Consider the following 25,668-nt stretch of genomic DNA (forward strand, 5'->3'; position numbering starts at 1 on the left):
GAGCTGCTTACTTAGAAAAGTCGGGCGGTGTATCTTGACTTTCACTTATTTGTCTCATGGCCCATGGCTCTACTGAGTAGAATGTAGCACCTTGTATAGTAACAGGTTGCTAAGACATCGCAGGGTCTAATCCCTCCATCTTTCTTTATAAGCAGCGCAAAGATGCGTAATAAGTTGGTAATTAGCAATTCAAATTAACGGGTGGTATCTGGGCGTGCAGCGTAATTCTTCTTACAATTTGGCCTGGTTTAAAATAGCCTTTGGTTGTAAAAACATGGGTTTATTCATTTCATTCATTGCGCAAATTGCTTATTTATTAAAAAGCTAGCTCTTAACTTTAAGTATTTAATTAAAGTACAATTAATCATGAATGTAGATACTCACTTAAGAGCCGTTGCTGCTAATATCAAAGACAGACGCACTGCTATGCGACTGTCGCAAGTGGATATGGCAAAGGAGCTTAACGTTACCCAAAATGCGTACAGCAAAATGGAAATGTCTAAAACCAAACTTACTATTGAACGCCTGTATAAAATTGCCGAAGTATTGGATATCGCCCCCGGCACGTTGCTGTCGACAAACATGGTGTCTATTCATCCGCCCAGTAAAGCAGAGTGAGGCCATCTGTTAACAATCAGACAGTGCATGACGGTTTTTGGATCTGAAATACTCAGATTTGGATAACCGATTTTACACCTGTAAGAGTTCCTGTAATGACTATCCAATTTAAACATACCATATTGTTAATGGCGCTGTCTGTTTTGTCTTTTGGCAATATCGCGACAGCACAAACTAAAAAATACGACATAGCAGCCTTTTTATACCCGGCCTACGTAAACGACGACCCGCGCCTGCGCCCCTTTTGGCCCAAAGGCATTGGCGAATGGGAAACCGTTACCAGCGTGCAGGACCGTTTCCCGGGGTTTTATTGGGACCGCAAGCCTATATGGGGCACCATTAATGAGGCTGACCCGTCTGTAATGGCGATGGAGATAAATGAAGCTACCAAACACGGCGTTAACGTATTCATTTTTGATTGGTACTGGTATGATGGCCGTGCGTTTATGGAGACTACCCTCAACAACGGTTTCCTGAAGGCGGAGAATAAGGACAAAATGAAGTTTTACCTGATGTGGGCCAACCACGATGTGGTAAACACCTGGGATGTACGCCTGAATAAATATAACGAGGACAACGTGATATGGCAGGGGCGTGTAAGCCGCGACGAGTTTGAGAAGATTTGCAAACGCACGATCGAAAAATACTTTAAGCAACCCAACTATTACAAAATAAACGGCAAGCCGGTGTACATGATCTACGATGTGCCCCAGCTGATAAACGGCCTTGGCGGTATGGAACAGGCCGTTGCTGCCTTGCAATGGTTTAAAGACGAAACTAAACGTGCCGGTTTCCCTGGCCTTGAGTTGCAGCTGACCATGTGGGGTATTAACCTAAATTACAGCGGTTTCGACGGCAGCAAGACAGAGCGACCGCAGAATGCCTTTGTTAAAAAGCTGGGCTTTACTAGTTCAACCCATTACCAGTTTGCGCATTTTGTAAATGTTAATGATGATTACCTTAACATTCTGGATAATGTAAAAAAAGAATGGGACCGCAACGACGCCCAGTTTGAGATACCCTACTACCCGCACATTAGCGTGGGTTGGGATAATAGCCCCCGTACCGGCCGTAGCGCCGTGGTTAAAAACAATACGCCCGAGAACTTTGCCAAGGGCTTGCGCATGGCCAAAGCCTATGTAGATGCGCACCCCAAACAAGTGCCGCTAATTACGATTAACAGTTGGAACGAATGGACCGAAACCAGCTATCTGCAACCAGACAACAAGTATGGTTACGGATATCTGCAGGCTATTAAACAGGTGTTTTTAGATGGTAAATAATCCTTAGTAACCGGTATAATCTTGCTTAGCCAGCAAGTCTCTAGCTACTTTTTTTATGAACATATAATTAGTCGAGCCACCTATTACCGCACCGACTACAGGCACCAGCCTGCGAGCAGATTTTGAGCCCAAAACGAGGAGGAGCTTAGAGGCTACCTCTTCAACAACTCTTTTTGATACTGCCAAACCAGCGTCGACACTTAATGATGAGGCTACGATGCCCAGAAGCTCCAGGAAGCTCACCTTGCTTCGGCCGGTTTTGTAGTAATTAACGGCCAGAGTTACCCTAAACTGCTGGGCAATCAAGTTGGTCATGTCTAACGGTACACCAACCAGCATGGTTGCAAAGCCACCCACACCCGTAACAGCCCCGCTACCTGCCGCCAACAACGCGCATTGGTTAACAAACTTGTCTATACCCATTTCGTCAACGCCCCTTTTAATGGTCTGCTGGTCAATATGATTATAGATGCGTTTAAAGCCGTCTTTAGCCAGGTTGGCAAATACTTGTTTTAAGCCGGCCTTCAGTGTGTCTTGCTTGTTATTAGGTAGTATGGTTAGCATAGTTTGGATGTTTTATGGGATAGTGCAGTTATTGTGCCAAATTGCAAATAATCGATGCATTACTCAATAGTTGTTCCCTTTGGTATTGAGTGGTTATTTATCGGTACAGCTTTTATAGGCCTTATTAGCATAGTAAATATTTTCTGCTGCAACAGGCATCCAAGGCAATCAGCACCACATAATTATCCTTTGAAAAATCAGTGTTAAGTTATTGTTAATACTTATCTAACGCTTTGCTAATTAACATGCTTGATGTATCTTGCGCCATTATTGACAGCCGAAATCTTTCGAACACAGCCTTTCCAACTGTCTCTTTAAGAGACAGAATATTGCCACCCTAATAAACTATTGAACCCACATTTAAACAACATGTTAACACCAACCAGCGAAGCTATTGAAGCGCAGGATCTTGCTGCTTTAGGCTTAATCAACACCTATCCCGGAGAGCTGCGACAGGCGGCTACCGGCCCTAACAACAGCGCCTACTTAGAAAGACAGGCGTCTACAGAGTCAAACGCACGGAGCTATCCGCGCAAACTTACTTTTGCTATAAGCAAGGCTAAGGGGATGTACATTAAGGACACCGACGACAATGTTTATTACGATTGCCTGTCGGGCGCCGGCGCATTGGCCCTTGGCCATAATCACCCGGTTGTTCAGGATGCCATACGGCAACAATTAGATGCCAATTTGCCAATGCTGACTTTAGACATTACCACCCCTGTTAAAGACGAGTTTGTGCAGGAACTGCTTAGTAGTTTACCTGCAGAATTTGCAAAAAACGCCAAGATCCAGTTTTGCGGCCCGTCCGGCGCCGATGCTGTTGAAGCTGCTATAAAGCTGGTAAAAATAGCTACCGGCCGACGCGGCATGATGGCTTTTCATGGCGGCTACCATGGCATGACACATGGCGCACTTGCCATGATGGGAAACCTGGGCAGCAAAAGCAAAATACCCGGCCTAATGCCCGAAGTGCAATTTCTGCCTTTCCCGTACACCTACCGCAGCCCCATGGGCGACGATGGCACTGCCTGCAGTGAGCTATGCAGCAACTACATTGACAATATTTTAACAGACGACGAAAGCGGTGTTGTAAAACCCGCAGGTATCATCATTGAAGCGGTACAGGGCGAAGGCGGTAAAATACCCGCATCGGCAGATTTTTTACAAAGACTGAGAAAAATCACCAAAGAGCAAAACATACCGCTAATTATTGACGAAGTGCAAACCGGCATTGGCCGGACCGGCAAAATGTATGCTTTTGAGCATGCCGGCATTATTCCAGATGTGGTTATCCTGTCGAAAGCGGTGGGTGGCTCACTGCCCCTGGCAGTGGTGGTTTACCATAAAGACCTTGACGTTTGGGGGCCGGGCGCCCATGCAGGCACATTTAGAGGCAACCAGCTGGCTATGGCTACCGGCACAGCGGTAATACGCCATATCCGTGAGCATAAGCTTATTGAAAATGCAGCTGCCATGGGCCAGCTATTTACAACTTTACTAGCAAACATACAGTTAACAAAACCATGTCTTGGCGATATCCGCGGACTGGGCCTTATGCTAGGTGTAGAAATTGTTAATCCTTATAGCCAGGAAACACTATGCGGCAAACCGCCACGTTATGAGCAACTGTCAAGGCGTATTCAAGCCGCATGTTTTTCGCGCGGGCTAATACTGGAGCTTGGTGGCCGTCAATCAAGCGTATTGCGCTTTATGCCACCTTTAACCGTTAACGAAAGACAGGTGCGTGCCATTTGCGCCATATTCGAAGAGGCTGTTACTGCGGCAGAGCTTGAACTTTTACCGCATCAAAATTAATTTAAGGTGATAGGACAAGACAACTTACAGGATGATCCTCTGGCGGCATCTGCCAGGGCCTTTAACCAATATTTTTTAACTAGCAGCAGCGATAGCGCCGCGCAGTATCGTACAATGATATCTGGCTTAGCCAATACCATTGCCAAACAAATAGAAAACCAGCAGCAGCCCTATAACGGCAAAAGCCCGGCAGAATTAAAAGCGGCGGTGGCCGCAATAGATATCTTCCCTGCCCAGGGTACCAGCTTGCAAGAGGTGCTAAAGCGTACGCATGAACTCATCATTGAGAGCAACATCTCGGTATACCACCCGCATTGCCTGGCGCACCTGCATTGCCCGCCCTTTTTGTCATCGTTAGCTGCCGAACTGATTATCAGCGTCTTTAACCAGTCTATGGACTCGTGGGACCAGGCGCCTGCTGCCAGCATGATTGAACAGGCGGTATGCGATCAGCTTTGTGCTTTATATGGTTTTGATACTGATGGCGATGCCGTGTTTACCGGCGGCGGTACCATGTCTAATTTTATGGGATTGTTGCTTGCACGCGACAGGTACAGCAAACAACAACTTGGCTGGGATATTCAACGCCAGGGCTTACCGGCAGATGCTCACCGTTTTCGCATCCTTTGTGGCGAAGACGCGCATTTTACAGTGGCACAATCGGCTTCAATTTTAGGATTAGGCAGCAACGCAGTCGTAAAAATACCCGGCGGAAGACAAGAAACCACTCAACACCTGGAAACGGCCATCAGCGCGTTGACGGCCGAAGGGCTATTACCTATTGCCTATGTTACTACCGCCGGCACAACCGACTTTGGCGCAATAGGCAATTTAGAGCAGCTTGCAAATTGCGCACATCAGCATAAAATGTGGTTTCATGTTGATGCCGCTTATGGCGGTGCGTTAATGTTTAGCCAAACTCATAAACATAAATTGCGTGGCATAGCCGCTGCCGACTCGGTGACGATAGATTTCCACAAGCTTTTTTACCAGCCTATATCATGCGGGATCTTTATGTTGAAAAACAAGGCTGATTTTGAATACATCCGGCTGCATGCAGACTACCTCAATCCTGAACGAAATGAGGAAGCGGGTATGTTAGACCTGGTTTATAAATCTATCCAAACCACACGCCGTTTTGATGCTTTGAAGCCCTTTATAGCCATGCAGCACATCGGTATCGAAAAATTTGGAGAGATGATTGACGCCACTATAGCATTAGCCGCGCAGGTGAGCGATCATATAGAAAGCGACCCCGATTTTGAACTGGCTTACCGCACGCCTATAAATGCTGTGGTGTTTCGCTATCTGCCACAAAATGATGACGATGAACAGCTTGCCGATCTGCTTAACGAGCAAATTAAAACCGATCTTTTATTATCAGGCAAAGCCATTATTGGCCAAACCAGTATTAACGGCAAAGCATTTTTAAAGTTTACATTGCTTAATCCAACAACAACATTTAATGATGTAACCAACTTGCTTGGGCAAATTAAAACCTTGGGGCAAACGCTGCAATTAACGCTGCAAACCACCTCATTGGCATGAAGCTCGCGAGCAAAATAATGGAGTGGGTAAAGCGCTACCTGCCTGCAGAAGTGATATCTACCGCTGTAACAGTGCTGTCGGCCTGGTTTATAAAACAGCAGGGGGGCAGCGCGCTCACCATTGCACTGGTAGGCACCTGGACCGGCAATATCACCTATTTTGGATACATTATAGCGGCCGATATAAGGCGTTCTATAGCTGTGCAGAAGCAGCAGCATTTACCTTACACAAAAAGAAACCTGGCGACAGATCTGCGCGGTGTATTTGTTGAGTTTGGGCTTGCCGAGATATTGGATAGCCTATTGATAAGGCCGGCAATGATGTATTTTGTACCACGGATAGTACCGGGGTTCACCGCTGGCATTATAGCAGCCAAACTAGCAGCTGATCTATTATTTTACGTGCCGGCCATCATCGGCTATGAAGTAAATAAGAAATATCTGAAGGAAAAATCGGCGACCACGCCCAATTAGTAACTTAAGCTTATAACAAAAAAGCCGCCTCAATACATGAGGCGGCTTTTGTTATTATGGTCTTTGCAATTTATAACCTAAGCCAATGTTTACGTTTACAAACACGCCGCTTTGTTTATCGGTTGGGCCGTTATTTAACCTGTAATTATCGTCAAAACGCCATTGGCTGTTTGAGGTTTGCAGGTAATAACCAAACCTTACCCCAATAGGCAAGCTACGATGGATGGTGTAATTGTCCACCGTTTTGTCTTTCATGCCAATAAGGTAGTCAAAGCCGGCGCCAAACTCCAGACCAAAACGCGGGTTCCATAGCGTTTTGCTGGCTGACAGGTTCAACAGTTCCGTCGAAAATTCTGAAGTGCTTTGCGTACGGGTATCATCCTTAATACGCAACCTTGCTGCCGACAAATTGATACCGACAAAAGGGAAAGCGCGCATTTTATCGGTAGTGGCTACATTATAGCCAAGCCTGCCGAATGCCTGATACTGGTTATACTTGGCTTTAATACCATTGGTGGTATTAGGTGCCGAGTTAGACATAATGCTTATGCCTATACCGTCTTCTATGATCCAGCGCTTTACAGAGTGGTTCATGGACAAGTTAATCCAGTAATTGTTTTCTGGCAGGGCGGGTATGCCATTAGCATTAAGCACAGTATTAAGCTGTCCTAACTTGCTTTGCCGGTACATACCTTGCACTTGCATGGTTCCCGAAATCTCTTTTTTCCAGTCGCTTTGCGCGTTGGCATTGGCTGCTACAGCCAGAGTGCCTGCTGAAAGTATTAGTGTTTTTAGTAGTCTTCTCATAATGGTATAATACGCAAAGAAACTTTTTTGTTTTAAAGAAAAACAGCCACCTCCTTTTACGGGGGCAGCTGCTCTAACCACATTTACTATTTGATGGTATTGTTTAAAATAAAGAGAACTCTACACGACGGTTTTGTTGACGTCCGGCAGCAGTTTTATTAGTGGCGATTGGCTGGTTAGGGCCGTATCCTGTAGCTTCGATAGTTGAAGCGTTAGCGCCTTTTTGTACCAGGTAAGATTTTACCGACTCGGCTCTGTCTTTAGACAAACGTAAGTTTAAGCTCATTGAGCCGGTATTATCAGTATGACCTGCTAATTTCAAGCTAAAGTTTTTCTCAACCAATAAGGCCGCAACGCGATCTAAGGTAGCGTATGAACGCTCTTTGATCGTTGCTTTACCGGTTTCAAACTCTAAGTTTTTAATCGCTTCGCCTACAACCTGACGGTCAGCTTCAGTAACAATTACTTTTTCGCGGATGATTTGTTGCGGAGCCGGAGCTTTAATAGGGCAACCTGCACCATCAACTACAGTACCTGTTGGGGTGCCTGCACATTTGTCAAATTTGTTAGCTACACCATCCATATCGTCGTCGCCAAGGTCTTTCATATATTGTTCCTGGTCGCGCATACGGGCTTGTTCAGCAGCAGCTAAGCGGGTGCGTAAAGCACTAGCTTCGGCAGCGCTTTCTTCGCGCAGGGCAGCAATAGGGCTAAAGTTTTGCAATTGCGAAGTGTTCTTTTTGCCAAGGGCAATTTCGATACCAGCATGTGCATAAGCAAAACGATCATTAAAGTTACCTACCACGCCATCAAAGTTGCGCGATTTCATGAAGTTAACGTCATAACCAAAATCAAGGTTAACTACTTTTGACAGGCCTAATTTAAAACCTGCACCAACCGGCACAAAAAAGTTATTGTGGAAAGTTGTGTTAGCAGCACCCGGCGTGTTTTGAACGTTAACGCTGTTTGACATGTAACCCGCACCGGCAGTTAAGTAAGGCGACAAAAAGCTACGTTTTTGGTTAAGGCTCAGGTTAGCTACTGTAAAGTTAGCTTTTAATGAACCCGCCCAGTTAATACGTGCATTGTAGCTGCTGGCATCCTGTGCAGCACCCGGCGCAATCGTGTTTGCGCGCACACCTTTAACGGTACCCGCTAAGAAATCGGCTTGTAAGCCAAAGCTTGGCAAAATTTGTTTTTTAATGTAAGCACCGTAACCCCAGCTAATTTGCGGGCTGCGGAAATCGCCATTATTCTCGCCATTAAAAGGCGTAGCAGCAGTTAGTATACCACCGTTAAGGCCGATAGACCACGTGCGGAAATCTCTTTTCTGAAAGTTGTCTGTTGACTCAGTACCCATAGTTTGGGCTGACGCTGCAGAAGTTAAACCTGCTATAGTTAGGGTAAGCAGCGATTTTGTAAAATTGTATTTCATGTTAATATATATAACGTCGGTCAGGAATATTCCTGACGATACGCCCCTTGCCAAAACCTTGCCGAGATAATAATAAACCAGCTTATTTGTGTTAAATAGCCTGACTAACTGTATTTAACATAAGTTTAACAAGGTTGCCTTACTCCAAATTTGTGTGCAGTATAACCGACAGTATGTAGTCTGCACACCAATTTTTAAGCCTTGCAGCTGGTATAGAGGTAACTGGACCGACTGAAAAGGAACATAACAGCGTCCGCAAAAGGTAAAATTCTGATCGGTGAGGTGATTTAGACTCGACAGGCGACCAGCTTCTTCTATCCGCACGTCATTGCAAGCAATAGCGTGGCAATCTCTCCATAGGTCCTCCAACCTGAAAATCACACGCGGCACGCGTGGGCCAGCGGAGGGGAATATTAGACCCCAGGGTCGCAAACTTCTTCCATCCGCGCGTCATTGGGAGCGATAGCGTGGCAATCTCTACTTAGGACATTCACTACCTGATCGTCCGGTTTTTGATCCCGGGACCATAGTGTTCACTATTCCGCGTTAAGGATAGAGCGGACACTTGCCCCAACACTTTTAGCGCAGACTTTATATAAAATACTTTATACACGCGACAGCAAATATCCCTGCCGCCTATTAGAGACGCAAAGCATTGCGTCTCTACGCACATCCATAGCGCCTCCGTTGGCCGGATCTGTGATACAGAACCATAATGTACACAATCCCCGCGTTAAGCATTGCAGCGGATACACGCCTCGCGCATAATACCTATTCATAGTACTTAGACACCAGCAACATGCGTGCGCCAACGCGTGGGATAACAGGCTATTAAAGACAGTTAAGCGTATAATTAGGACGCTCCTATGGAGCGCGTTACCAAACAAACAGATTTCTATAAACAGGTGACTCCTAACGGAGTCGACCTATGATCGACGGATTCGACCTATAATCGTCGGAGTCGAACTTATAAATCCCGTAGGGATAACCTGTTTATAGGATTAATAAATAAAGCTCTCCCGCTCCGTAGGTGCGTCCTGTCTATGTATGAGCAGTCGCGTTCTCAGAGTGAGAATGGCCCATTAGCGCCGCAAATTGGGCGGCGATAAAACCGGAGACCTATTGCTATATCCCGCTCTTGCTTTCTTTGATGATTTTATCTATCCAGTAGCCGCCATTAAACGGGGCGCTTACATAATGCAGGCGCACCTCTCCTTTTTTATTAATAACAACGTTGGTTGGGTACATATTGATGTTGTATTGATGGGCTGTGTCGCCCGCATCGCTAACCAACCGGTAGTCAAAAGGCAACTTTTTGATAAACTCTTTGATATCATAGGCATCATCTAAAGCAAAACCCACAAATACTACTTCGGGGTCGTCTTTATACTTTTGGGCTATCCTGCTCAGCTCGGGGATTTCGGCACGGCAGGGTGGACAGCCGATGAACCAAAAGTTGAACACAATGGTTTTGCCCGCCCAATCTTTCGCCTCTAGTTTATTACCCGCAATGTCTTTTATTTTGAAGGGCTTAATTACCTGTCCGGTTTTAAAAAAAGGACTGTCTTCGGGCTTAGGCATGCGCTCAGACCAGTAATCTTTTTGTTGCTGTGTGTATTTAACCAACAGAAACGGGGTGTCTTTGCTATTGGGCTGCAGAGGCTTGAGCCAATAGTCGTTAGATTGCAGCATTTTTTGCCATAACATAGCCGGATACTTCATCCCCGTCGAATCAATCACCACTGAGCTTGCCGTAGCTCTAGGCGCATCGGTTTGAGCCGCGGCGTAAAGTACCGGGAATAATAACAATAGGGATAACAACAGCTTTTTCATGACGATTGGTTTAGACCACGACAAGATAAATAATTGATTGCTTTTAGCAACAATTTTCCATTCACATTATAAACCAATTCTCGCTGCTTTTTAGAGGAAAGGTCTTTACCCTTCCGTTAGTCCGGATATGTGATCCTGCTGCCACAACGGAGACGCAAAGCATTGCGTCTCTACGCACACCCATCAGCGCCATCATAAAAAATCAGGGGTTTAAGCAATTGCTAACCTGCGCGTCGGCCACGTTAAGGCATGGCCGGATGCAGGCCGAGATCACACGTTGGTCCGAAGCTGCGATCTCAGACCACAATCACAAAGCGATCACATCTCCATTTTTGGTGCCTGATCAGCGCTGGGTCGCGCGGCACTAATAGCCGGGTATTTATTGATAATATCGTTGGATTTGTTTGAAATTTGACGCACCACCTCATCAAGCTCGGTAGCTGATATATCGATGTAATTCACAATGTCGGCCTGATCCTGCTTGTCGGTCGAAGCCACCAGCAGCGGTATTAACCCCATGATTCTTGCCAGCGGGGCCCTAACCAGGTGAGACTGCATCCAGGAGATCTCTCTGAAGGTTTTGTTTTGATCTTCAACCGTTTTTAAATACCGCTTACGCACCGTAATATCACGGCCGCTTAAGCTAATGCCGTCTACCGTGGCGCCGTTATACACGGGCGTTAGGGTGTAACGGATCCAACTTAAGTCGCCATTAACCGTACGGTACCTTCTATCGTAATCCACTAATTCGCCGTTGCTTACCTTAGCAATTACGGCTCTAAAGTAGGGCAACCTTGCGGGTTGAACAAAATCGAAGATACTTCTGCCGGTTTCAAACTCCTGCTTTCCGTCATTTAACCTAATTAATTCTGTTGCCCGGCCATTAAATAACTTAATGTTAAACTTTGAATCAAGCAGTACAAAACCGTCTACAGTACTGTCAAACACGGCGCGCAAATTGGCTTCAGATTCTTTTACTTTTTTGTGGGTATCAAAAGCCTCAAACTGGTGCTCTACCTGGTCGGTTATGTCGGTAGCAAGCACTAGCCGGGTCTTATTATTATCCAATTCTAACAGGTTGCTTTCTATTTTTACATAAATGTAACTGCCATCTTTTTTAATATGTTGCGATGTACCCTCGTAGTAAATACCTGATTTTTTGTTAAGATCAACCACCTGCTCTGTAGCAGGCACCCATTCTGCCGGCCGTATATCCCTTATGGTCATTGCCTTAAACTCTTCTTCGGTATAGCCGTAATGTATTACAGCCGCTTGGTTAACTTCTAAAAACGCAAGCGTTTCTGTATCGAAGATCCACATGGGTAAGGGGCTTTTGTCAAAAATACTTTTATAACGATGTTGCAATTGGTCTTTCTTTAAAATAGCAACCTGCAATCTTTCAAAGATCCGGTGAATAAGCGTCACCAAAACAAAGCTGGCAAAAACTAAATTTGAACTAAATGCAAGCCATGACGCGGGACTGTAAACCGCTGATAAAACAGTATTAAAGAGGTTGAATTTAATGATTAAAGCAAACACAGCCAGCATTACCGTATTGACAATAACCGACCAATAGCCGAAACGGATAGGCAATACCAGCGATATCAATATGGTTAAAAAAAGCAAATAAATTACACCCGGCCCCATATAGCCCAATGAATTGATGAGGACAACTGATAAGAGATAAAAAATAGCGATAGCGGCTACTTTTTTTCGAGGCAGGGTAAGTTTACCTGTAAATGTAATACCTAACAGAAAGGTAAAAACAAACAAGTCGACAAAGGCGATAAGAAAAAACTTAGCCTGTATGGCTATATATACGCAGGGCAACAGCGCGATTAAACTAACCGGTAAGCAGTAAACCAAAAAGGTTACAAAAAGCTGATCTTGCCAAAACCTAACGCCCGTAACCTCTTTATCACTACTAGGGGCAAGCTTAGACTTAATTAATGCGGTATACCGTATCCATAAATTCTTCATATCCGCCAATACTTAATTTTACGCAATAGCGCTTATAAGTTAGTTATATTAATTGATTTACGTTAAAAAAATGATCGAAAAACGGATTTGACATCAGCCCGTTTGCCGGTTTTTCTATTGTATTAAATATACTTTAGCTTATCATCTAAACAAATTCTCCCTGCTTTCCATGACAACTGCTTTCCTTTCCAAACAAATAAGCCCGTGTTTGCGGGCAGGTAATATTTCACCCTTTAAAAGCAGGTATTTAATCGGTTAACGCTAACAAATTGCCCTGTTTTTATCAGCGGACACCTCCGTTTTAGTGATTAAACCCCATCATTTACCTACGAGGAACGAGTGAAAAATCAATCTCTGCTCAATTGGTTTTTTGTTAAATCGGTTTTAACAGGGCTATTTTGTGTCAAAAATTCAAAAAACGATCATTTTTAAGCTGTTCATAATCAGATCTTTATACCAAAATCTTGTTTCATTTTGTTTCACTCCTTTTTTACAAACAGCTAATAATCAACTTATTGATTCAAAAACTTGTTTCACTTGTTTCATCTGTGTCACACACGCGTGAAACAAGCAGCTGTTAATGCCGGTATTACAATGCCCTCCCTACTCAGACAGCTAAACGATACTACAACTTAAACACGTTTTCGCCGCTTTTTAATGGCAATTGCTTGCCTTTCCAAACAAACAGACCCGTTGTTTTAGCCGGCAGCGTTAGCTTGATCTGCCAGGCTTTGCCATCAAAGGCATAGTCGGCCGATACTTTGCCGTTAGGGTGTGGTATCTCGCCGCTGGCTGTCTTAAGCTCGCCGAGGTGCGGTTCAATCTTCACTTTGGCAAAGCCGGGGGCATAGCTGTCAATCCCCAGTATCACCCTAAAAAACTCCACGTTAGGGCTTGATCCCCAGGCGTGGCAGTCGCTGCGGCTGTTGGGCACGTCGCTCATTTCGGCCCAGGTGGTAAGGCCCAGTTTAATGTCTTCGCGCCAAATGTCCAGCCATTTCATATAGTCGTTGCCCATGCCGGCCTCAACCAAAGCCAGATGCAGGTAGTACTTAAAGTAGATGGTGCATTGTATCAGGCTGGCATCGGCAAGCATCTTTTTGGCAATGGCAGGGGCCACCGTCTTAGCGGCTACGCCGGTCAGTATCGCCAAGGAGTTGGCATGCTGCGAATACACCTTCTTGTCCTCGTTGTCGGCATATAGCTGCCGGGTCGCATCCCAATACCTACGTTGGATGGTCTGCTTGAGCTGCGCGGCTTTGGCGGTATACAGCGCAGCATAGGCCGGCATACCTATTTTGGCTTCCATCTGCGCTGCTTGTTGTAAGGCGGTAAGCAATTGCATATCCAGCACCGCCGAGCCACCTTTGCTGCCCACCTGCGGCTGGCCGTTATTGAAACCATTGCTCCAATCTACAAAGGTCCAGTAAGGCACGCCCTTGAGCGTGCCGTCGGCTTGTTGATACCGGCTAAAGAAGCTGAGTACGCCACGTGCACCGTCCAGTTTGTCTTTAATAAACAGCGCGTCGGGCCGGTACATCCAGTAATCGTACAACACACCTACATACCATAACGAGAACGTAGAGATAATCTGTGGACTGTAAGACGGGTGCCTGCTCAGCGTTATGCCCTCGCCCAAACGGCTTTGATCCATCAGGTTAATGGCGTTGCGCATCAGGCGGTCGTCGCCACTGTTATAGTAGCTTACCATGGCCTGTATGCGGGTGTCGCCAATATATTGCAGCTGCTCGTAATATGGGCAGTCCATATAGGTTTCAAGGGCGTCCATGCGGGCGGTGCGCCAGCCAATGTCAAGCATCTGCTGCATTTCGGGGTTATCCGTCTTCAGGCTGGCGTTCATGGTAAACGGATAGCTTGTGGCGGTGCCATATATATCGTCAATAGTCAGAGGTTCATCTTTGGTAGTTACTATCAGGCGGATGTATCTGAAAGTGCGCCAGTATAAGGTTGTAAAGGCCTGCCCATTGCTGCCATCAGCTAATATGCTGTCTTTACGTCCGCCTATCTCTTTACCCTCCACCGCGTTACGGTCGCCTTTGCGAATACCGAATTTCTTGAGGTTATCAAACATCGATTCGGCATAGGTCATAGAGATACCCGCGCCCTTACCTTTGCTGAAATTAAGGGTTAGGTAAGCATTGGTTAAAAACGTCTGATCTAATATCAAAGTCGCCGTTGTATTTGCCGGAACAGTAAGCGGCGTTTTCGTAGCCGGGAAGCCCAGTGGCGCGGTCATGCCCACGATTGTTCGCAATGATGGTATCCGCTGATGTACCATCTCCATTTGCGGTATAGTTGATTTTACCAGCATCCAGCCAAAAGCATCAGCGACACCTTTTGGTTTGGCCTGCCCCAAATGCGCAGCGGCGGGCCAGGCTTTATCATCCAATGACGGCGACATGGCGTTCTTTATAGTTTTGCTTTGGTCAACCAGTTCACCCGGCCCGGCAACATAATACGCGCCGTAACCCAGGCTAACACCCAGTGGTTTATACGCGTTATCGCGAATGACTTTCCATGAGTTGTTAGTATTCAACACCTCCTCTACTGGCGTAGCGCCTTGAAGTATAAATGCGGTGCGAAGGGTTATCTGCGCTTCGGGGCGCGACTCGGCTTCGTTCCATACAGTTGCGGCTATGGTGTTCTTTCCGTGCACAAGGTAAGGGGCCAGATCCACATGTTCATAATTCCAGAAGTAAGTATCGCCCCTTGCCGGGCCTAGTGAAACCAACGTGCCGTTAACATACAATTTATAGCGATTGTCTGCCGATACATTCACAAAGAAAGTAGCTGGCTTTGCCGGCAGATCGATGGTCTTACGGAAATAAAATACACCGTATTCTTTGCCTGTTTCATTTGGGGCGCTTATCCAAATGGCATTCCATGGCCTTGTGGCGACAGGTTTATGTGATGGCTGCGCGATGCTAGTTTTATTAGACAGCAAAGCGCAAACAAGTACAAGGACGGTAAGGAGTGATTTCATACAGGTATATACAAGTTGAGCTAATATAGGACTAAGATTCGTGGGAATAGGCAGACACCTGAATTTTTTATCTGAACGACGGTTGTAGGATTAACTATTATCACATTAAGGCAACCGTAAATCCTAAAATCATGGTTCAACAATTACTGTTATCTTTGCAGTATCTGGGATAAAAACTCAGCAGCACTATGATCAAAGAAATTGAAATAGTTTGTCCACCAGGGCAGCAGGACGACCAGGACGTTTTAAAGAGACTGTCTGCATCGGCCTTAGATATATCGCCACAAAAAATTACCGGGGTACAGGTTTTTAAACGCTCTATTGACGCGCGCAGCCGCCGTGTGGTATACCGCATGCAGGTGCGGGTTTATATTGACGAGGTTTACCATCCCGAAACCTACACTCAACAATATCCTGATGTTAAAAATGCCAAGCACGTTGTCATAGTAGGTGCGGGGCCGGCAGGGCTGTTTGCCGCATTGCAGTGTATAGAATTGGGTTTAAAGCCCATAGTGCTCGAGCGCGGCAAATCCGTAAAGGACCGCCGTAGAGATCTGGCCAATATCAACAAAGAAGGGCTCGTAAATCCAGAAAGTAATTATTGCTTCGGTGAGGGTGGCGCGGGCACTTACTCGGACGGTAAGCTCTACACCCGCAGCACAAAACGCGGCGATGTAAACGCGGTGCTGAAAGCCTTTGTGGCACACGGCGCTACCGAAGATATTTTAGTAGATGCACGCCCCCATATTGGCACCAACAAGCTACCTCAAATCATCACCGCCATGCGCGAAACGATACAGAATGCGGGCGGCGAGGTAATATTTGATGCCAAAGTAATTGAGCTTTTAGTGCAGTTTGATAAGATACAGGGCGTAAAGCTGGAGAACGGCGAAACGTTGAAATCGAATGCGGTAATACTAGCTACCGGCCACTCGGCGCGCGATGTGTTTGAGATGCTGCGCCTACAAAATATTTTAATAGAGGCCAAGCCTTTTGCGTTGGGTGTACGCATTGAGCATCCGCAGGAAATTATTGATCAGGCCCAATACCATTGCGAGTACCGTGGGCCCGATCTCCCCCCATCCTACTACAATTTGGTTGAGCAGGTTGACGGCCGTGGCGTTTTTTCGTTTTGTATGTGCCCGGGTGGTATTATCGCCCCTTGCGCTACAGATCATGATGAAATTGTGGTTAACGGCTGGAGCCCGTCGAAACGAAACAACCCTTTCGCTAACTCGGGCACTGTGGTACAGATCAATATGGAAGATGTTAAAGGCAGTGATGCCGACCCGTTTAAAATGCTTAACTTTCAGCATAGTATAGAGCAGGCTGCTTTTAAGGCTGGAGGCGGGCGATTAGTAGCCCCGGCGCAGCGCATGGTGGATTTTGTGAATGGAAAACTATCTATAGATTTGCCCGAAAACTCATACCTGCCCGGCACAAAAAGCACCGAACTAAAAGAAGTATTGCCCGACTGGATAAACGAGCGCCTGCGCCTTGCCCTACCGGTTTTTGGCCGTAAAATGAAAGGGTATTTTACTAATGAAGCGATACTGGTTGGTGTGGAATCGCGCACCTCATCGCCGGTGAAGATACCAAGGGATAAAGAGACCATGCAGCATCCGCAGATACAGGGTTTGTTTCCTTGCGGCGAAGGTGCTGGTTATGCAGGCGGCATAATTTCTGCTGCTATTGATGGGATTAATTGCGCGATAGCGGCAGGGAAAGTTGTCTGAATCCCTGATATAATGATTAATAGGTTACGCTCATTGGTAACAATTAACTTTGATGGCCATCCTATAATGAAGAAATTGATGACCAGTCCGGATAGATCAACCAAAATTATTTTGGTTATTTTTCTGCTATTGATGATAGCATCAACTTTTATTGGTATCCCTTTAAACGGCGGCGATAAGGGTTGGATATACGTGTATGACGGCGAGTTGGGTTTGTTTACCTACACCATATTGGGATCAAGCGGGAAGCTGTGGCGCGATGTTTTATTGGCAATACAAGTTATTACTCACATGGCCTTGTTTACCCTACCATTTTTGCTTAACTACAAACGCTTTACCTATTTACTTGTTAGTATACCATTGTTATACCTGTTATTACAGGCCTTAACATTTTATTATTTATTAATTTTATTGATCCCATTTATGATATTATGGGCCATGGTCTTAATAGCTTGGATAAGGCGAGATGCATAAATATGACGACATCAGAAAAACTTAAAAACGACCTACAAACCATCCTATCAGGCCAGCCCTGGTACGGAGAATCGATATATAACATCTTCGACAAAGTAAACTTTGAAGCTGCCTACACCCGTGCCGGCCACGCGCATACCATTGCAGAAATCTTGCTGCACCTAATAAGCTGGACCGAAGAAGTAATGGACCGGCTGAACGGGAAACCGGCTTCATTACCTAACAGCGGCAACTGGCCTCATCCCGGCGAACCTGACGAAGAAAGGCTAAAAATCTGGATAGACGATTTTAAGCTGGTGAGCTTAAATTTGCTTAAAACCATTGAAGATTTCCCGGAAAACAAATGGGATGAAATTTTCATTGACGAGCGCAATAATGAACCTACTAACACGTACCGCGAATTAATTTACGGCTTTATCCAGCACCAGGTTTATCACTCTGCGCAGGTATCATTATTGGTAAGCGCCATTATTGGGTAATAATCTACCCAGCCTGTCATGCTGAGGAACGAAACATCCGCCAGTGCGCGGCAAGTTTGCATATCCTTCGCTATCGCTCAGGATGACAAAAAAGGACAGCCTAATACGCTAACTCCGCGCACTCAAAACCTGCGTTATTCAGCAAAGATTCAATATATCTTGGCGGCAGGTCATGTGATACTACACGAAGGATATGGTCGCAATCTTCAAGATCAAAGTTCCAATCCTGTATAGCTTGCACCGATGTCAATATCGGCTGTACTTGTTGTACCTGGTCTGCGTTGTTTACGCTTGTAGAAAATATAAGTATGTCCATTGTTGTGAAGGTTAACTAATTTGTCATTGCGAGCGTCGCGTGGCAATCGCAAGTAGAAAAGTAGCACGCGACCTCACAGTTCGCGCTTGCTTCGTTCTCGCAATGACAAAAAGCTGGTGGTTATTCTGTTTCCTTTTTCGGTTCTTCCGTATCAAACTTATCCCAGTCGCGGTCAAAACCACCACTACCCCATGGGCCGCAGGCAGTGCGATCGCGCATTTTTTGTTTGAACTTTTCTTTCTGCTCTGGGGTCATGCTTTTAAAGCGTTCTTCCATTTTATTACGCATCCATGGGGCACCACCGCCACGTCCACCGCGCCAGCCGCCGCCTTTACCAAAACCGAAGAGAATTTTACATAGGATGAATATGCCCATAGCCTGCCAAAAGGTTATAGTAGTTACGTGCAGCACATCGGGTAGTAAGCAGTTCCATAACTGCATTACCACATAGCTAATAATGGATAGGAAAGCGGCCACTGCAATGGGTATAAAAATGAACCGTCCTTTATAAAATATTTGTTTCATGTCTTTTTGTGTTTTTAATATTTTGTTATCTCTTGATATAATTGTTGTAACCTATTGCGTAAATGCAGCACCGCGTAACGTTTACGTGATACTAAGGTGTTTACATTTACCCCCGTCAATTCAGCTATTTCCTGGAAGGTCATGTCATCCATTTCCTGCCAGATAAATACTTGCTTTTGCTCTTCGGGCAGCTCATCAAGCGCTTTAAAAAGCTGCTCCCAAAAAAGGTTGCGCATGTATTCCGTTTCGGGCGTGCTATCGTCCGGCATCAGCAAATCTTTAAAGCTTGACGTATCACCATCTCCTTCACCATCGCCGGGGAACAGGTCGTCAAGTAAGGTTTCTGATTTCTTTTTATGCTTGTCTGTTATTTTATTCCTTGCCACTTTATACAGCCAGGCGCCTGTCTGCTCAATTGGTTCAGAGTTTACCAGGTTGCTAAACTGGTACCATACATCCTGCAGGATATCTTCAGCATCGGCATCATTATTTACCCGTTTACGGATAAAGCCCAGCAAATTTTTACCATAAGCCTTAATGGTGCTTATGATGTGGCTGTCTCTTTCTTCGGGCATTAATGCTGTTATCAATTTGTTACTTGCTTAAAGATAAAGACGATTCATCTTTAAAAACATTTTAAAAAATTTAAAAAAACTCTGTGATAGTGCTTTGACATCAAAAACCGCCTTTTATTACATACTGGCGTAATTTTTGAAGATGTATATACAACCTCTCCCCACATACAGAATATATAAGCAGATAAAAAATGACCGATAAAAAAACAATGATCATAGGTGCTACGCCAAACTCTGGCAGGTACGCTTATATGGCTGCACACCGCCTGACAAGCCATGGGCACACCATATTAAATGTTGGCTTAAAGGCGGGAGAAGTGGCGGGCGTTAAAATACAGAAGCCCGAGAAAGTTTATAGTGATATTGATACCATAACACTGTACGTGGGCCCACAAAACCAACCGCCGTTATATGACTATATATTAGCTAACAAACCAAAACGTATCATCTTTAACCCCGGCACGGAAAACACAGAACTGCAACGCATGGCCGATGCCGAGGGAATTGAAACGCAGTATGCGTGTACGTTGGTGCTGCTGAGTATCGGAGAATACTAATTTGATGGAATACATTAAGTAAGCTTTTGTCATTTCGACCAACGGGAGAAATCTATACATTGCCAAGTCGGCTATTTGGTGGGTGTATATATTTCTCCTATCGTCGAAATGACAGCGTTCGATAAACACAAAGGCGATGAGTTAACCTCATCGCCTTTGTGTTGTAAATCCGATTGCCGATTCCTAATCTTCAATCACTAATCCTTTAACAACCTAATTATGCTTCGCTGACATAAAGAAGGTCAATTCGCCGCCTTTCATCAAGTCTTTGTGGTTAAGGAAAGGGGTGGTAAGTGGTTTGCCGTTCAATAGCATTTTTTGCACGTAAACGTTCTTAGGGCCCTGGTTATTTACAGTGATCTTAAAGGTTTTATTGCCCCCAACCTGTACAGTAGCGCCGTCAACAGCCGGGCTGCCAATAGCGTATTGCTCAGATCCTGGCGCTACCGGGTAAAAGCCAATAGAACTAAAAATGTACCACGCGCTCATTTGGCCGGTATCATCGTTGCCGCCTAAACCATCTGGCGTAGCTTTATACATGCGCGGCAATATCATACGGATTTTCTCTTGTGTCTTCCATGGCTTGTCGGTCCAATTCCACAAATAAGCGATGTGGTGCGATGGCTCGTTACCATGCACATAGTTGCCAATGATACCATCCTTGGTGATGTCCTCTGTCTCGGCAAAGTATTTATCAGGCAGGTTGTAGCTGAACAAGCTATCCATATAAACATTAAAGCGTTTTGGTCCCATCAGTTTAATCAGGTCGGCAGGGTCTTGCGGAACATGTAGTGTATAGTTCCAGGCGTTGCCCTCAATAAAGCCCTGCCCGATTGTAGTAAACGGATCAAACTTTTTACGGAACTTACCATCCGCTGTTTTAGGGTGCATGAAGCCCGATTTAGGGTTGTACACGTTGCGGTAGTTAAGCGCCCGTTTGCTAAATTCCTGGTAAATGGCATCGTTGCCTAACTTTTTAGCCATTTGAGCAATACACCAATCATCAAAGGCATACTCAAGGGTTGACGATACCGAGTTACCATCCTTTTCGTCAGGAATATAACCCAGATCCATGTAATATCCTATCCCCTGGTAATCGCGATTACGAGCCGTGGTTACACAGGCCTCTAAAGCTTTCTTAGTGTCAAAATCGTCATTACCCTTTATCACCGCGTCAGCAATTACTGTTACTGAGTGGTAACCGCTCATACACCAGTTTTCGTTACCAGAGTTGCTCCAAACCGGCAGCATATGTTCCGGGCTTTGGTCATAATGCGCCAGCATAGATTTGATCATGTCTTTATTACGATCAGGGTCTATTATATTAAACAGCGGGTGTAGTGCGCGATAGGTATCCCACAAACTAAACGTAGTATAGTTGGTAAAGCCTTTGGCGGTGTGTATGTTTTGATCCAGGCCTTTGTATTGTCCATCAGTATCCATGTAAACCGTTGGGTTTATCATGGTGTGGTACATGGCGGTATAGAAATTCTCTTTGGTGTCTTTAATACCTGTAATAGTGATCTTATCCAGCTCTTTTTCCCACTGGTCTTGACCATCTTTTTTCACTTTTTCAAAATCCCAGGTCTTGGCTTCAGCAGCTAAGTTGGCCTGAGCGCCGGCCATACTTACCGGCGATATAGCAAATTTGATCTCGATCTTCTCGCCTTCTTCGGTATTGAAGTTAAAGTAAGCACGCAGATCTTTACCCGCTATCTCCGGGAAATTCTTTACGTTATTAAACTTGCCCCAAAAACCACCATAAGGAGATTTTGCAGAGAAGTTTTTGTAACCATGGCCCGTAAATGGCTTTGAAAACTCTATAGCAAAGTATAGCGCCCTACTCCGTGCCCAACCATTGGTTAAGCGGTAGCCAACAACGTGCGTATCGTCAATTACACGCATGTAGGTCCACACGTTTTTGCCCGGATAATTATAAATACCGGCCATCAAATCAAGTATTATATGCGCATTGTCTGATTTTGGGAAGGTATACTGATGAAAGCCAACACGGGTAGTAGTGGTCATTTCGGCAGTTATATTGTGTTCGTCTAGTTTTACTTTGTAGTAATTAGCTTCGGCAACCTCGTTAGCGTGCGAGAATGGCGAGCGGTAACCACTGTGCGGTTTATCAACCGTACCCGGGTTAAGTTTTAACGGTCCCACGGTAGGCATAATTAAAAAGTCGCCCAAATCAGAATGGCCTGTACCGTTGAAGTGCGTGTGGCTAAACCCTACAATGGTTTTATCCTCGTACTGATAGCCTGCACAATACTCATAAACTTTAGGGTTGTACTTCCCGTCCTTTTCGTAGCTGGCGGTGTCAGTTTCCGGGCTTAATTGCACCATACCAAATGGCACAGTAGCACCCGGAAAAGTGTGGCCCATACGCTCGGTGCCTACAATAGGCTTAACGTATTGTACTAATTTTTCTGTTGATCTTTGAGCGTTTGCAAACAGAGCAGTGCAAACAAACAGGGAGGTAAAAATTTTCTTCATGGATTTTATAGAGCAGTTCAATTAATTTTATAAGCCAAATATAATTTTTTAATGCGATAAATTAGCACGTAGTTGCCTGTAAGCTACCTATATTTACGCAGGCGACTTGCCATAATGACAGGCAAATACAAACATTGTAACACGGTATGTGTTTTGTACTCTAAACATCACAACAATTAAATAAATCAAACAACAATGAAAAAATTATTCACAGCAATATTGGTAGTGGTTGCCGCTATGTCTTTAAGCTCATGCAGTTATAACAGCATGGTAAAGTTAGATGAGAACGTAAAAGGTAAATGGGGTGTAGTACAAACCCAATATCAACGCCGTTCAGATTTGATACCTAACCTGGTTGAAGCTGTAAAAGGTGCTGCAAATTTTGAAAAAAGCACCCTTACCGCTGTTATTGAGGCCCGCGCTAAGGCAACAGCTATACAAGTTGATCCATCAAAATTAACGCCTGAAAGCATTAAAGCTTTCCAGGATGCTCAAGGCCAGTTAGGGTCTGCATTGGGCCGTTTAATGGTAGTATCAGAACAATATCCTAACCTAAAAACAAACGAAAACTTTTTAGGCTTGCAAGCACAAATTGAAGGCACAGAAAACCGAATAACCGTAGCGCGTAACGACTTTAACACCGCCGTTCAGGATTACAATACAAAAATTCGCTCTTTCCCGGCTAACCTTACAGCTAAAATGTTTGGTTTTGCAGAAAAAGGCTACTTCCAGGCCGAAGCCGGTTCAGACAAGGCGCCGAAGGTAAAATTTTAATTAAGAAGATTGAAGACTAGCGATTGAAGATTGAGCTTATCAATCTTTAATCCCTAGTCTTTCCAATACACCAATCTTTAATCTTCAATATTTAACAATAATCAACCATGGCTATATTCAATGACGAAGAGCAGCAGCGCATTAGCGCAGCAATAGCTGAGGCTGAGAAATGCACATCGGGAGAGATCCGAATCTCTGTTGAGAAAACTTGTGCCGAGGAAGTGCTTGACCGTGCCGCCAAATACTTTTACCAGCTGGATATGCATAAAACCAAGCTGCGCAATGGCGTATTGATTTATATGGCAGTTGTAGACCGTAAGTTTGCCATTATTGGCGATGCCGGCATAAACAAGGTGGTAAGCGAGGATTTTTGGGATTGTACCAAAGAAGAAATGCTTTCCTACTTTAAAAACGGCAATATAGTTGAAGGCATAATTGCCGGTATAACGCAAGCAGGTACGCAATTAGGCAAATACTTCCCGCACGATTTGGGTAACGACTCTGACGAATTATCAAACGATGTTGCCTTTATGGACGGCAAATAATCAACAATATCATGTTTAAAAAATTAATACTATTTGTTGGTTTGTTAGTGGCGTCGCTGTGTGTTTTTGCGCAGGAACTGCCCGAAAAATCAAATACGTTAGTTACCGACTATACCAACACCCTTACCAGCGAACAAAAGCAGGCGCTTGAGAACAAGCTGGTTGCCTTTGGCGATTCATCATCAACCCAAATTGCGGTTGTGATCATACACAGCATAGGCCAGTACGATGTTAACGATTATGCCCAGAAACTCGGCCGAGCCTGGGGTGTGGGTCAAAAAGATAAAAACAACGGCATTGTTGTACTTGTGGCCTTGGACGATCGCCAACTATCAATCCAAACCGGCTATGGCGTTGAAGGTGCTTTGCCCGATGTAATTACGCAGCAGATACGCACCCGCGAGATAAACCCGAGGTTTAAAGCGGGCGATTATTATGGCGGATTAGACGCCGGCACCGATGCCATTATAAAGTATACTAAGGGAGAATATAAGGCCGAGAAAAAAGCAGTTAGTGGCAAGAAAGGCGGTGGTTTTCCACCCGCTATTATTATAGCTATTGTGGTTATTATGATTGTGCTGATATCGCGCAAAGGCGGTGGTGGCGGCGGCAGGCAGGTAATAGGCAGTCGTGGCGGTGCCAGTCCGTTCTGGTGGCTATTGGCGGGTTCAGCATTGGGTCGTGGCAGTAACGGGGGCGGCTTCGGAGGATTCTCCGGCGGCGGAGGAGGGGGCGGCGGCTTCGGCGGATTTGGTGGCGGTAGCTTTGGCGGCGGCGGGTCTGGCGGTAGTTGGTAATTTAAATTACTGATATGTATTTAACTGATATGGTAGTTGATGAAGCGCGACGAATGGCGCTGATCATAGCGAAGCTTTTGGGTATTAAGGCAACCGGTACGTTTGACGAATATAGACAGGAGTTTAACAATATATTAGAAAGCGAGTATAATACTGAACTTGAAAAACTAATACACTTATCACAGGAAGATTTCGATTCGCTTATTAAAGGAGACCTATACAGCTCAGAAAAATTAAATGCGCTAAGCCAAATGCTCTATGTATTTGCCGAGCCTTTTGAACGAAATGAGGAAACGCAACTGCTGCTAAAAAAAGTGATGGCTATTTTTGATGTATTAGAAGAAAAGTACCACTTTCAATCTTTTGATAATTTAACTAAACGCAGTGCCATATACGGCTATTTCAATATTAAACTATGAGTAACGATTTAAAGTGGAGCATCTGCGAATCTGAATACATCCACAAAGGCCCCTGGGCTACCTTACGGTCTGACAAGTGCAAAATGCCTGATGGCCGGATTGTTGACCAATATTACGTGCTTGAATATCCAAATTGGGTAAACGCAGTTGCTATAACGGCCGAGAACAAGATTATCATGGTGCGCCAGTACCGCCACGCGGCGGGCATTGTATCGCTCGAGATCCCCGGCGGTGTAATTGACGGCGATGAAGCACCTGTCGATGCCATGCGCCGGGAGTTGTTGGAAGAGACCGGTTACCAGTTTGACAATATTGAATTACTTAGTGTCGTACATGCTAATCCATCAACCGCGACGAATCATACCTATTGCTACCTTGCTAAAGGCGGTATTAAGGTGCAAGAGCAGTCTTTAGACGAACATGAGGAGATCATAGTAGAAGAATACACCATAGCCGAAGTAAAGCAACTACTCGCTGATAATAAAATAGCTCAATCGCTACATTGCACAAGTTTGTTTTATGCATTGATGAAGTTGGACGAGTTGAAGTAATATCTCCGCATCTCTCCCCTGTCAGTTTAACGAAGAGAGCGATCTATTACTGCAGCAA

24 protein-coding genes and 1 riboswitch are annotated in these 25,668 nt (G+C 45.1%); of the genes, 14 read left to right on the plus strand and 10 right to left on the minus strand.

Going from position 1 to position 25,668, the window contains the following annotated elements; all coding sequences use genetic code 11:
• Window positions 1–42: 42 nt before the first annotated feature.
• Window positions 43–154, minus strand: a riboswitch (SAM riboswitch).
• Window positions 155–366: 212 nt separating this feature from the next.
• Both ACFSYC_RS01355 and ACFSYC_RS01360 read left to right on the plus strand, forming a co-directional pair.
• A complete protein-coding gene (locus ACFSYC_RS01355) occupies window positions 367–618 on the plus strand; it encodes a helix-turn-helix domain-containing protein (RefSeq protein ID WP_377122724.1) in 252 nt (83 codons plus the stop codon).
• A 95-nt stretch (window positions 619–713) separates the two neighbouring features.
• Window positions 714–1,901: a glycosyltransferase WbsX family protein gene (locus ACFSYC_RS01360; protein ID WP_377122727.1), complete on the plus strand. Its 1,188-nt coding sequence runs from the start codon at window positions 714–716 to the stop codon at window positions 1,899–1,901.
• Window positions 1,902–1,904: 3 nt separating this feature from the next.
• Here the strand turns inward: ACFSYC_RS01360 and ACFSYC_RS01365 are convergent, their stop codons facing one another.
• Window positions 1,905–2,465, minus strand: a complete 561-nt coding sequence (locus ACFSYC_RS01365; protein ID WP_377122730.1) for a hypothetical protein — start codon at window positions 2,463–2,465, stop codon at window positions 1,905–1,907.
• Between the two features lie 369 nt (window positions 2,466–2,834).
• Here ACFSYC_RS01365 and ACFSYC_RS01370 point away from each other — a divergent pair, with 369 nt between their 5' ends.
• The 3 genes from ACFSYC_RS01370 to ACFSYC_RS01380 are packed head-to-tail and all read left to right on the plus strand — an operon-like array spanning window position 2,835 to window position 6,304.
• On the plus strand, window positions 2,835–4,283 hold the full coding sequence (locus ACFSYC_RS01370; RefSeq protein WP_377122733.1) for a diaminobutyrate--2-oxoglutarate transaminase: 1,449 nt from the start codon (window positions 2,835–2,837) through the stop codon (window positions 4,281–4,283).
• Window positions 4,284–4,289: 6 nt separating this feature from the next.
• A complete protein-coding gene (locus tag ACFSYC_RS01375; RefSeq protein WP_377122735.1) occupies window positions 4,290–5,831 on the plus strand; it encodes a pyridoxal phosphate-dependent decarboxylase family protein in 1,542 nt (513 codons plus the stop codon).
• Between the two features lie 17 nt (window positions 5,832–5,848).
• The gene (locus tag ACFSYC_RS01380) at window positions 5,849–6,304 is read left to right on the plus strand and encodes a hypothetical protein (RefSeq protein ID WP_377122737.1); all 456 of its coding nucleotides are present in this window, start codon (window positions 5,849–5,851) and stop codon (window positions 6,302–6,304) included.
• Window positions 6,305–6,358: 54 nt separating this feature from the next.
• On the opposite strand, the gene ACFSYC_RS01385 is transcribed toward ACFSYC_RS01380, so the two are convergent.
• The 5 genes from ACFSYC_RS01385 to ACFSYC_RS01405 form a co-directional block, all read right to left on the minus strand.
• Window positions 6,359–7,111 carry a hypothetical protein gene (locus ACFSYC_RS01385; RefSeq protein WP_377122739.1) on the minus strand — a complete coding sequence of 251 codons (753 nt, stop codon included), beginning with the start codon at window positions 7,109–7,111 and terminating at the stop codon, window positions 6,359–6,361.
• A gap of 103 nt (window positions 7,112–7,214) precedes the next feature.
• Window positions 7,215–8,546, minus strand: a complete 1,332-nt coding sequence (locus ACFSYC_RS01390) for an OmpA family protein (protein ID WP_377122741.1) — start codon at window positions 8,544–8,546, stop codon at window positions 7,215–7,217.
• Between the two features lie 1,125 nt (window positions 8,547–9,671).
• The gene (locus tag ACFSYC_RS01395; RefSeq protein ID WP_377122743.1) at window positions 9,672–10,379 is read right to left on the minus strand and encodes a peroxiredoxin family protein; all 708 of its coding nucleotides are present in this window, start codon (window positions 10,377–10,379) and stop codon (window positions 9,672–9,674) included.
• A 318-nt stretch (window positions 10,380–10,697) separates the two neighbouring features.
• On the minus strand, window positions 10,698–12,359 hold the full coding sequence (locus tag ACFSYC_RS01400) for a PAS domain S-box protein (protein ID WP_377122745.1): 1,662 nt from the start codon (window positions 12,357–12,359) through the stop codon (window positions 10,698–10,700).
• Window positions 12,360–12,984: 625 nt separating this feature from the next.
• A complete protein-coding gene (locus ACFSYC_RS01405; protein ID WP_377122747.1) occupies window positions 12,985–15,363 on the minus strand; it encodes an alpha-L-rhamnosidase-related protein in 2,379 nt (792 codons plus the stop codon).
• Between the two features lie 188 nt (window positions 15,364–15,551).
• Here ACFSYC_RS01405 and ACFSYC_RS01410 point away from each other — a divergent pair, with 188 nt between their 5' ends.
• The 3 genes from ACFSYC_RS01410 (at window position 15,552) to ACFSYC_RS01420 (ending at window position 18,052) form a co-directional block, all read left to right on the plus strand.
• Window positions 15,552–17,099, plus strand: a complete 1,548-nt coding sequence (locus ACFSYC_RS01410; protein ID WP_377122749.1) for an NAD(P)/FAD-dependent oxidoreductase — start codon at window positions 15,552–15,554, stop codon at window positions 17,097–17,099.
• A 66-nt stretch (window positions 17,100–17,165) separates the two neighbouring features.
• Complete coding sequence (locus ACFSYC_RS01415; RefSeq protein WP_377122751.1) at window positions 17,166–17,573, plus strand: hypothetical protein; 408 nt, start codon at window positions 17,166–17,168, stop codon at window positions 17,571–17,573.
• A gap of 2 nt (window positions 17,574–17,575) precedes the next feature.
• Complete coding sequence (locus ACFSYC_RS01420; RefSeq protein ID WP_377122753.1) at window positions 17,576–18,052, plus strand: DinB family protein; 477 nt, start codon at window positions 17,576–17,578, stop codon at window positions 18,050–18,052.
• Window positions 18,053–18,152: 100 nt separating this feature from the next.
• Here ACFSYC_RS01420 and ACFSYC_RS01425 read toward each other — a convergent pair whose 3' ends face one another.
• From ACFSYC_RS01425 to ACFSYC_RS01435, 3 genes are all read right to left on the minus strand, one after another.
• On the minus strand, window positions 18,153–18,368 hold the full coding sequence (locus ACFSYC_RS01425) for a hypothetical protein (protein ID WP_377122755.1): 216 nt from the start codon (window positions 18,366–18,368) through the stop codon (window positions 18,153–18,155).
• 120 nt (window positions 18,369–18,488) lie between these two features.
• Window positions 18,489–18,893: a hypothetical protein gene (locus ACFSYC_RS01430; RefSeq protein ID WP_377122757.1), complete on the minus strand. Its 405-nt coding sequence runs from the start codon at window positions 18,891–18,893 to the stop codon at window positions 18,489–18,491.
• 14 nt (window positions 18,894–18,907) lie between these two features.
• A complete protein-coding gene (locus ACFSYC_RS01435) occupies window positions 18,908–19,483 on the minus strand; it encodes an RNA polymerase sigma factor (protein WP_377122759.1) in 576 nt (191 codons plus the stop codon).
• 176 nt (window positions 19,484–19,659) lie between these two features.
• On the opposite strand from ACFSYC_RS01435, the gene ACFSYC_RS01440 reads away from it, so the two are divergent.
• Window positions 19,660–20,025 (plus strand): CoA-binding protein, encoded by a 366-nt coding sequence (locus tag ACFSYC_RS01440; RefSeq protein WP_377122761.1) that lies wholly within the window; start codon window positions 19,660–19,662, stop codon window positions 20,023–20,025.
• Window positions 20,026–20,238: 213 nt separating this feature from the next.
• On the opposite strand, the gene ACFSYC_RS01445 is transcribed toward ACFSYC_RS01440, so the two are convergent.
• On the minus strand, window positions 20,239–22,524 hold the full coding sequence (locus tag ACFSYC_RS01445; protein ID WP_377122763.1) for a GH92 family glycosyl hydrolase: 2,286 nt from the start codon (window positions 22,522–22,524) through the stop codon (window positions 20,239–20,241).
• 195 nt (window positions 22,525–22,719) lie between these two features.
• Between ACFSYC_RS01445 and ACFSYC_RS01450 the strand changes: the two genes are divergently transcribed.
• The 5 genes from ACFSYC_RS01450 (at window position 22,720) to ACFSYC_RS01470 (ending at window position 25,610) form a co-directional block, all read left to right on the plus strand.
• Window positions 22,720–23,298, plus strand: a complete 579-nt coding sequence (locus tag ACFSYC_RS01450) for a LemA family protein (RefSeq protein WP_377122765.1) — start codon at window positions 22,720–22,722, stop codon at window positions 23,296–23,298.
• Between the two features lie 107 nt (window positions 23,299–23,405).
• Window positions 23,406–23,843, plus strand: coding sequence for a TPM domain-containing protein (locus ACFSYC_RS01455; protein WP_377122767.1), 438 nt, complete (start codon window positions 23,406–23,408; stop codon window positions 23,841–23,843).
• Window positions 23,844–23,854: 11 nt separating this feature from the next.
• Window positions 23,855–24,640: a TPM domain-containing protein gene (locus ACFSYC_RS01460; protein WP_377122769.1), complete on the plus strand. Its 786-nt coding sequence runs from the start codon at window positions 23,855–23,857 to the stop codon at window positions 24,638–24,640.
• Window positions 24,641–24,654: 14 nt separating this feature from the next.
• A complete protein-coding gene (locus tag ACFSYC_RS01465) occupies window positions 24,655–25,059 on the plus strand; it encodes a hypothetical protein (RefSeq protein WP_377122771.1) in 405 nt (134 codons plus the stop codon).
• A complete protein-coding gene (locus ACFSYC_RS01470; RefSeq protein ID WP_377122773.1) occupies window positions 25,056–25,610 on the plus strand; it encodes an NUDIX hydrolase in 555 nt (184 codons plus the stop codon). The genes ACFSYC_RS01465 and ACFSYC_RS01470 overlap by 4 nt, the downstream gene beginning before the upstream one ends.
• The last annotated feature ends 58 nt before the right edge of the window (window positions 25,611–25,668 follow it).

This window comes from Mucilaginibacter antarcticus (assembly GCF_042686155.1).
Lineage (GTDB): Bacteria > Bacteroidota > Bacteroidia > Sphingobacteriales > Sphingobacteriaceae > Mucilaginibacter > Mucilaginibacter antarcticus.

Bases quoted from the DNA above. Each gene is read 5' to 3' on its own strand.
- ACFSYC_RS01355 (WP_377122724.1), top strand. From the start codon at position 367: ATGAATGTAGATACTCACTTAAGAGCCGTTGCTGCTAATATCAAAGAC.
- ACFSYC_RS01360 (WP_377122727.1), top strand. From the start codon at position 714: ATGACTATCCAATTTAAACATACCATATTGTTAATGGCGCTGTCTGTT.
- ACFSYC_RS01365 (WP_377122730.1), bottom strand. From the start codon at position 2,465: ATGCTAACCATACTACCTAATAACAAGCAAGACACACTGAAGGCCGGC.
- ACFSYC_RS01370 (WP_377122733.1), top strand. From the start codon at position 2,835: ATGTTAACACCAACCAGCGAAGCTATTGAAGCGCAGGATCTTGCTGCT.
- ACFSYC_RS01380 (WP_377122737.1), top strand. From the start codon at position 5,849: ATGGAGTGGGTAAAGCGCTACCTGCCTGCAGAAGTGATATCTACCGCT.
- ACFSYC_RS01385 (WP_377122739.1), bottom strand. From the start codon at position 7,111: ATGAGAAGACTACTAAAAACACTAATACTTTCAGCAGGCACTCTGGCT.
- ACFSYC_RS01390 (WP_377122741.1), bottom strand. From the start codon at position 8,546: ATGAAATACAATTTTACAAAATCGCTGCTTACCCTAACTATAGCAGGT.
- ACFSYC_RS01395 (WP_377122743.1), bottom strand. From the start codon at position 10,379: ATGAAAAAGCTGTTGTTATCCCTATTGTTATTATTCCCGGTACTTTAC.
- ACFSYC_RS01400 (WP_377122745.1), bottom strand. From the start codon at position 12,359: ATGAAGAATTTATGGATACGGTATACCGCATTAATTAAGTCTAAGCTT.
- ACFSYC_RS01405 (WP_377122747.1), bottom strand. From the start codon at position 15,363: ATGAAATCACTCCTTACCGTCCTTGTACTTGTTTGCGCTTTGCTGTCT.
- ACFSYC_RS01410 (WP_377122749.1), top strand. From the start codon at position 15,552: ATGATCAAAGAAATTGAAATAGTTTGTCCACCAGGGCAGCAGGACGAC.
- ACFSYC_RS01415 (WP_377122751.1), top strand. From the start codon at position 17,166: ATGAAGAAATTGATGACCAGTCCGGATAGATCAACCAAAATTATTTTG.
- ACFSYC_RS01420 (WP_377122753.1), top strand. From the start codon at position 17,576: ATGACGACATCAGAAAAACTTAAAAACGACCTACAAACCATCCTATCA.
- ACFSYC_RS01425 (WP_377122755.1), bottom strand. From the start codon at position 18,368: ATGGACATACTTATATTTTCTACAAGCGTAAACAACGCAGACCAGGTA.
- ACFSYC_RS01430 (WP_377122757.1), bottom strand. From the start codon at position 18,893: ATGAAACAAATATTTTATAAAGGACGGTTCATTTTTATACCCATTGCA.
- ACFSYC_RS01440 (WP_377122761.1), top strand. From the start codon at position 19,660: ATGACCGATAAAAAAACAATGATCATAGGTGCTACGCCAAACTCTGGC.
- ACFSYC_RS01445 (WP_377122763.1), bottom strand. From the start codon at position 22,524: ATGAAGAAAATTTTTACCTCCCTGTTTGTTTGCACTGCTCTGTTTGCA.
- ACFSYC_RS01450 (WP_377122765.1), top strand. From the start codon at position 22,720: ATGAAAAAATTATTCACAGCAATATTGGTAGTGGTTGCCGCTATGTCT.
- ACFSYC_RS01455 (WP_377122767.1), top strand. From the start codon at position 23,406: ATGGCTATATTCAATGACGAAGAGCAGCAGCGCATTAGCGCAGCAATA.
- ACFSYC_RS01460 (WP_377122769.1), top strand. From the start codon at position 23,855: ATGTTTAAAAAATTAATACTATTTGTTGGTTTGTTAGTGGCGTCGCTG.
- ACFSYC_RS01465 (WP_377122771.1), top strand. From the start codon at position 24,655: ATGTATTTAACTGATATGGTAGTTGATGAAGCGCGACGAATGGCGCTG.
- ACFSYC_RS01470 (WP_377122773.1), top strand. From the start codon at position 25,056: ATGAGTAACGATTTAAAGTGGAGCATCTGCGAATCTGAATACATCCAC.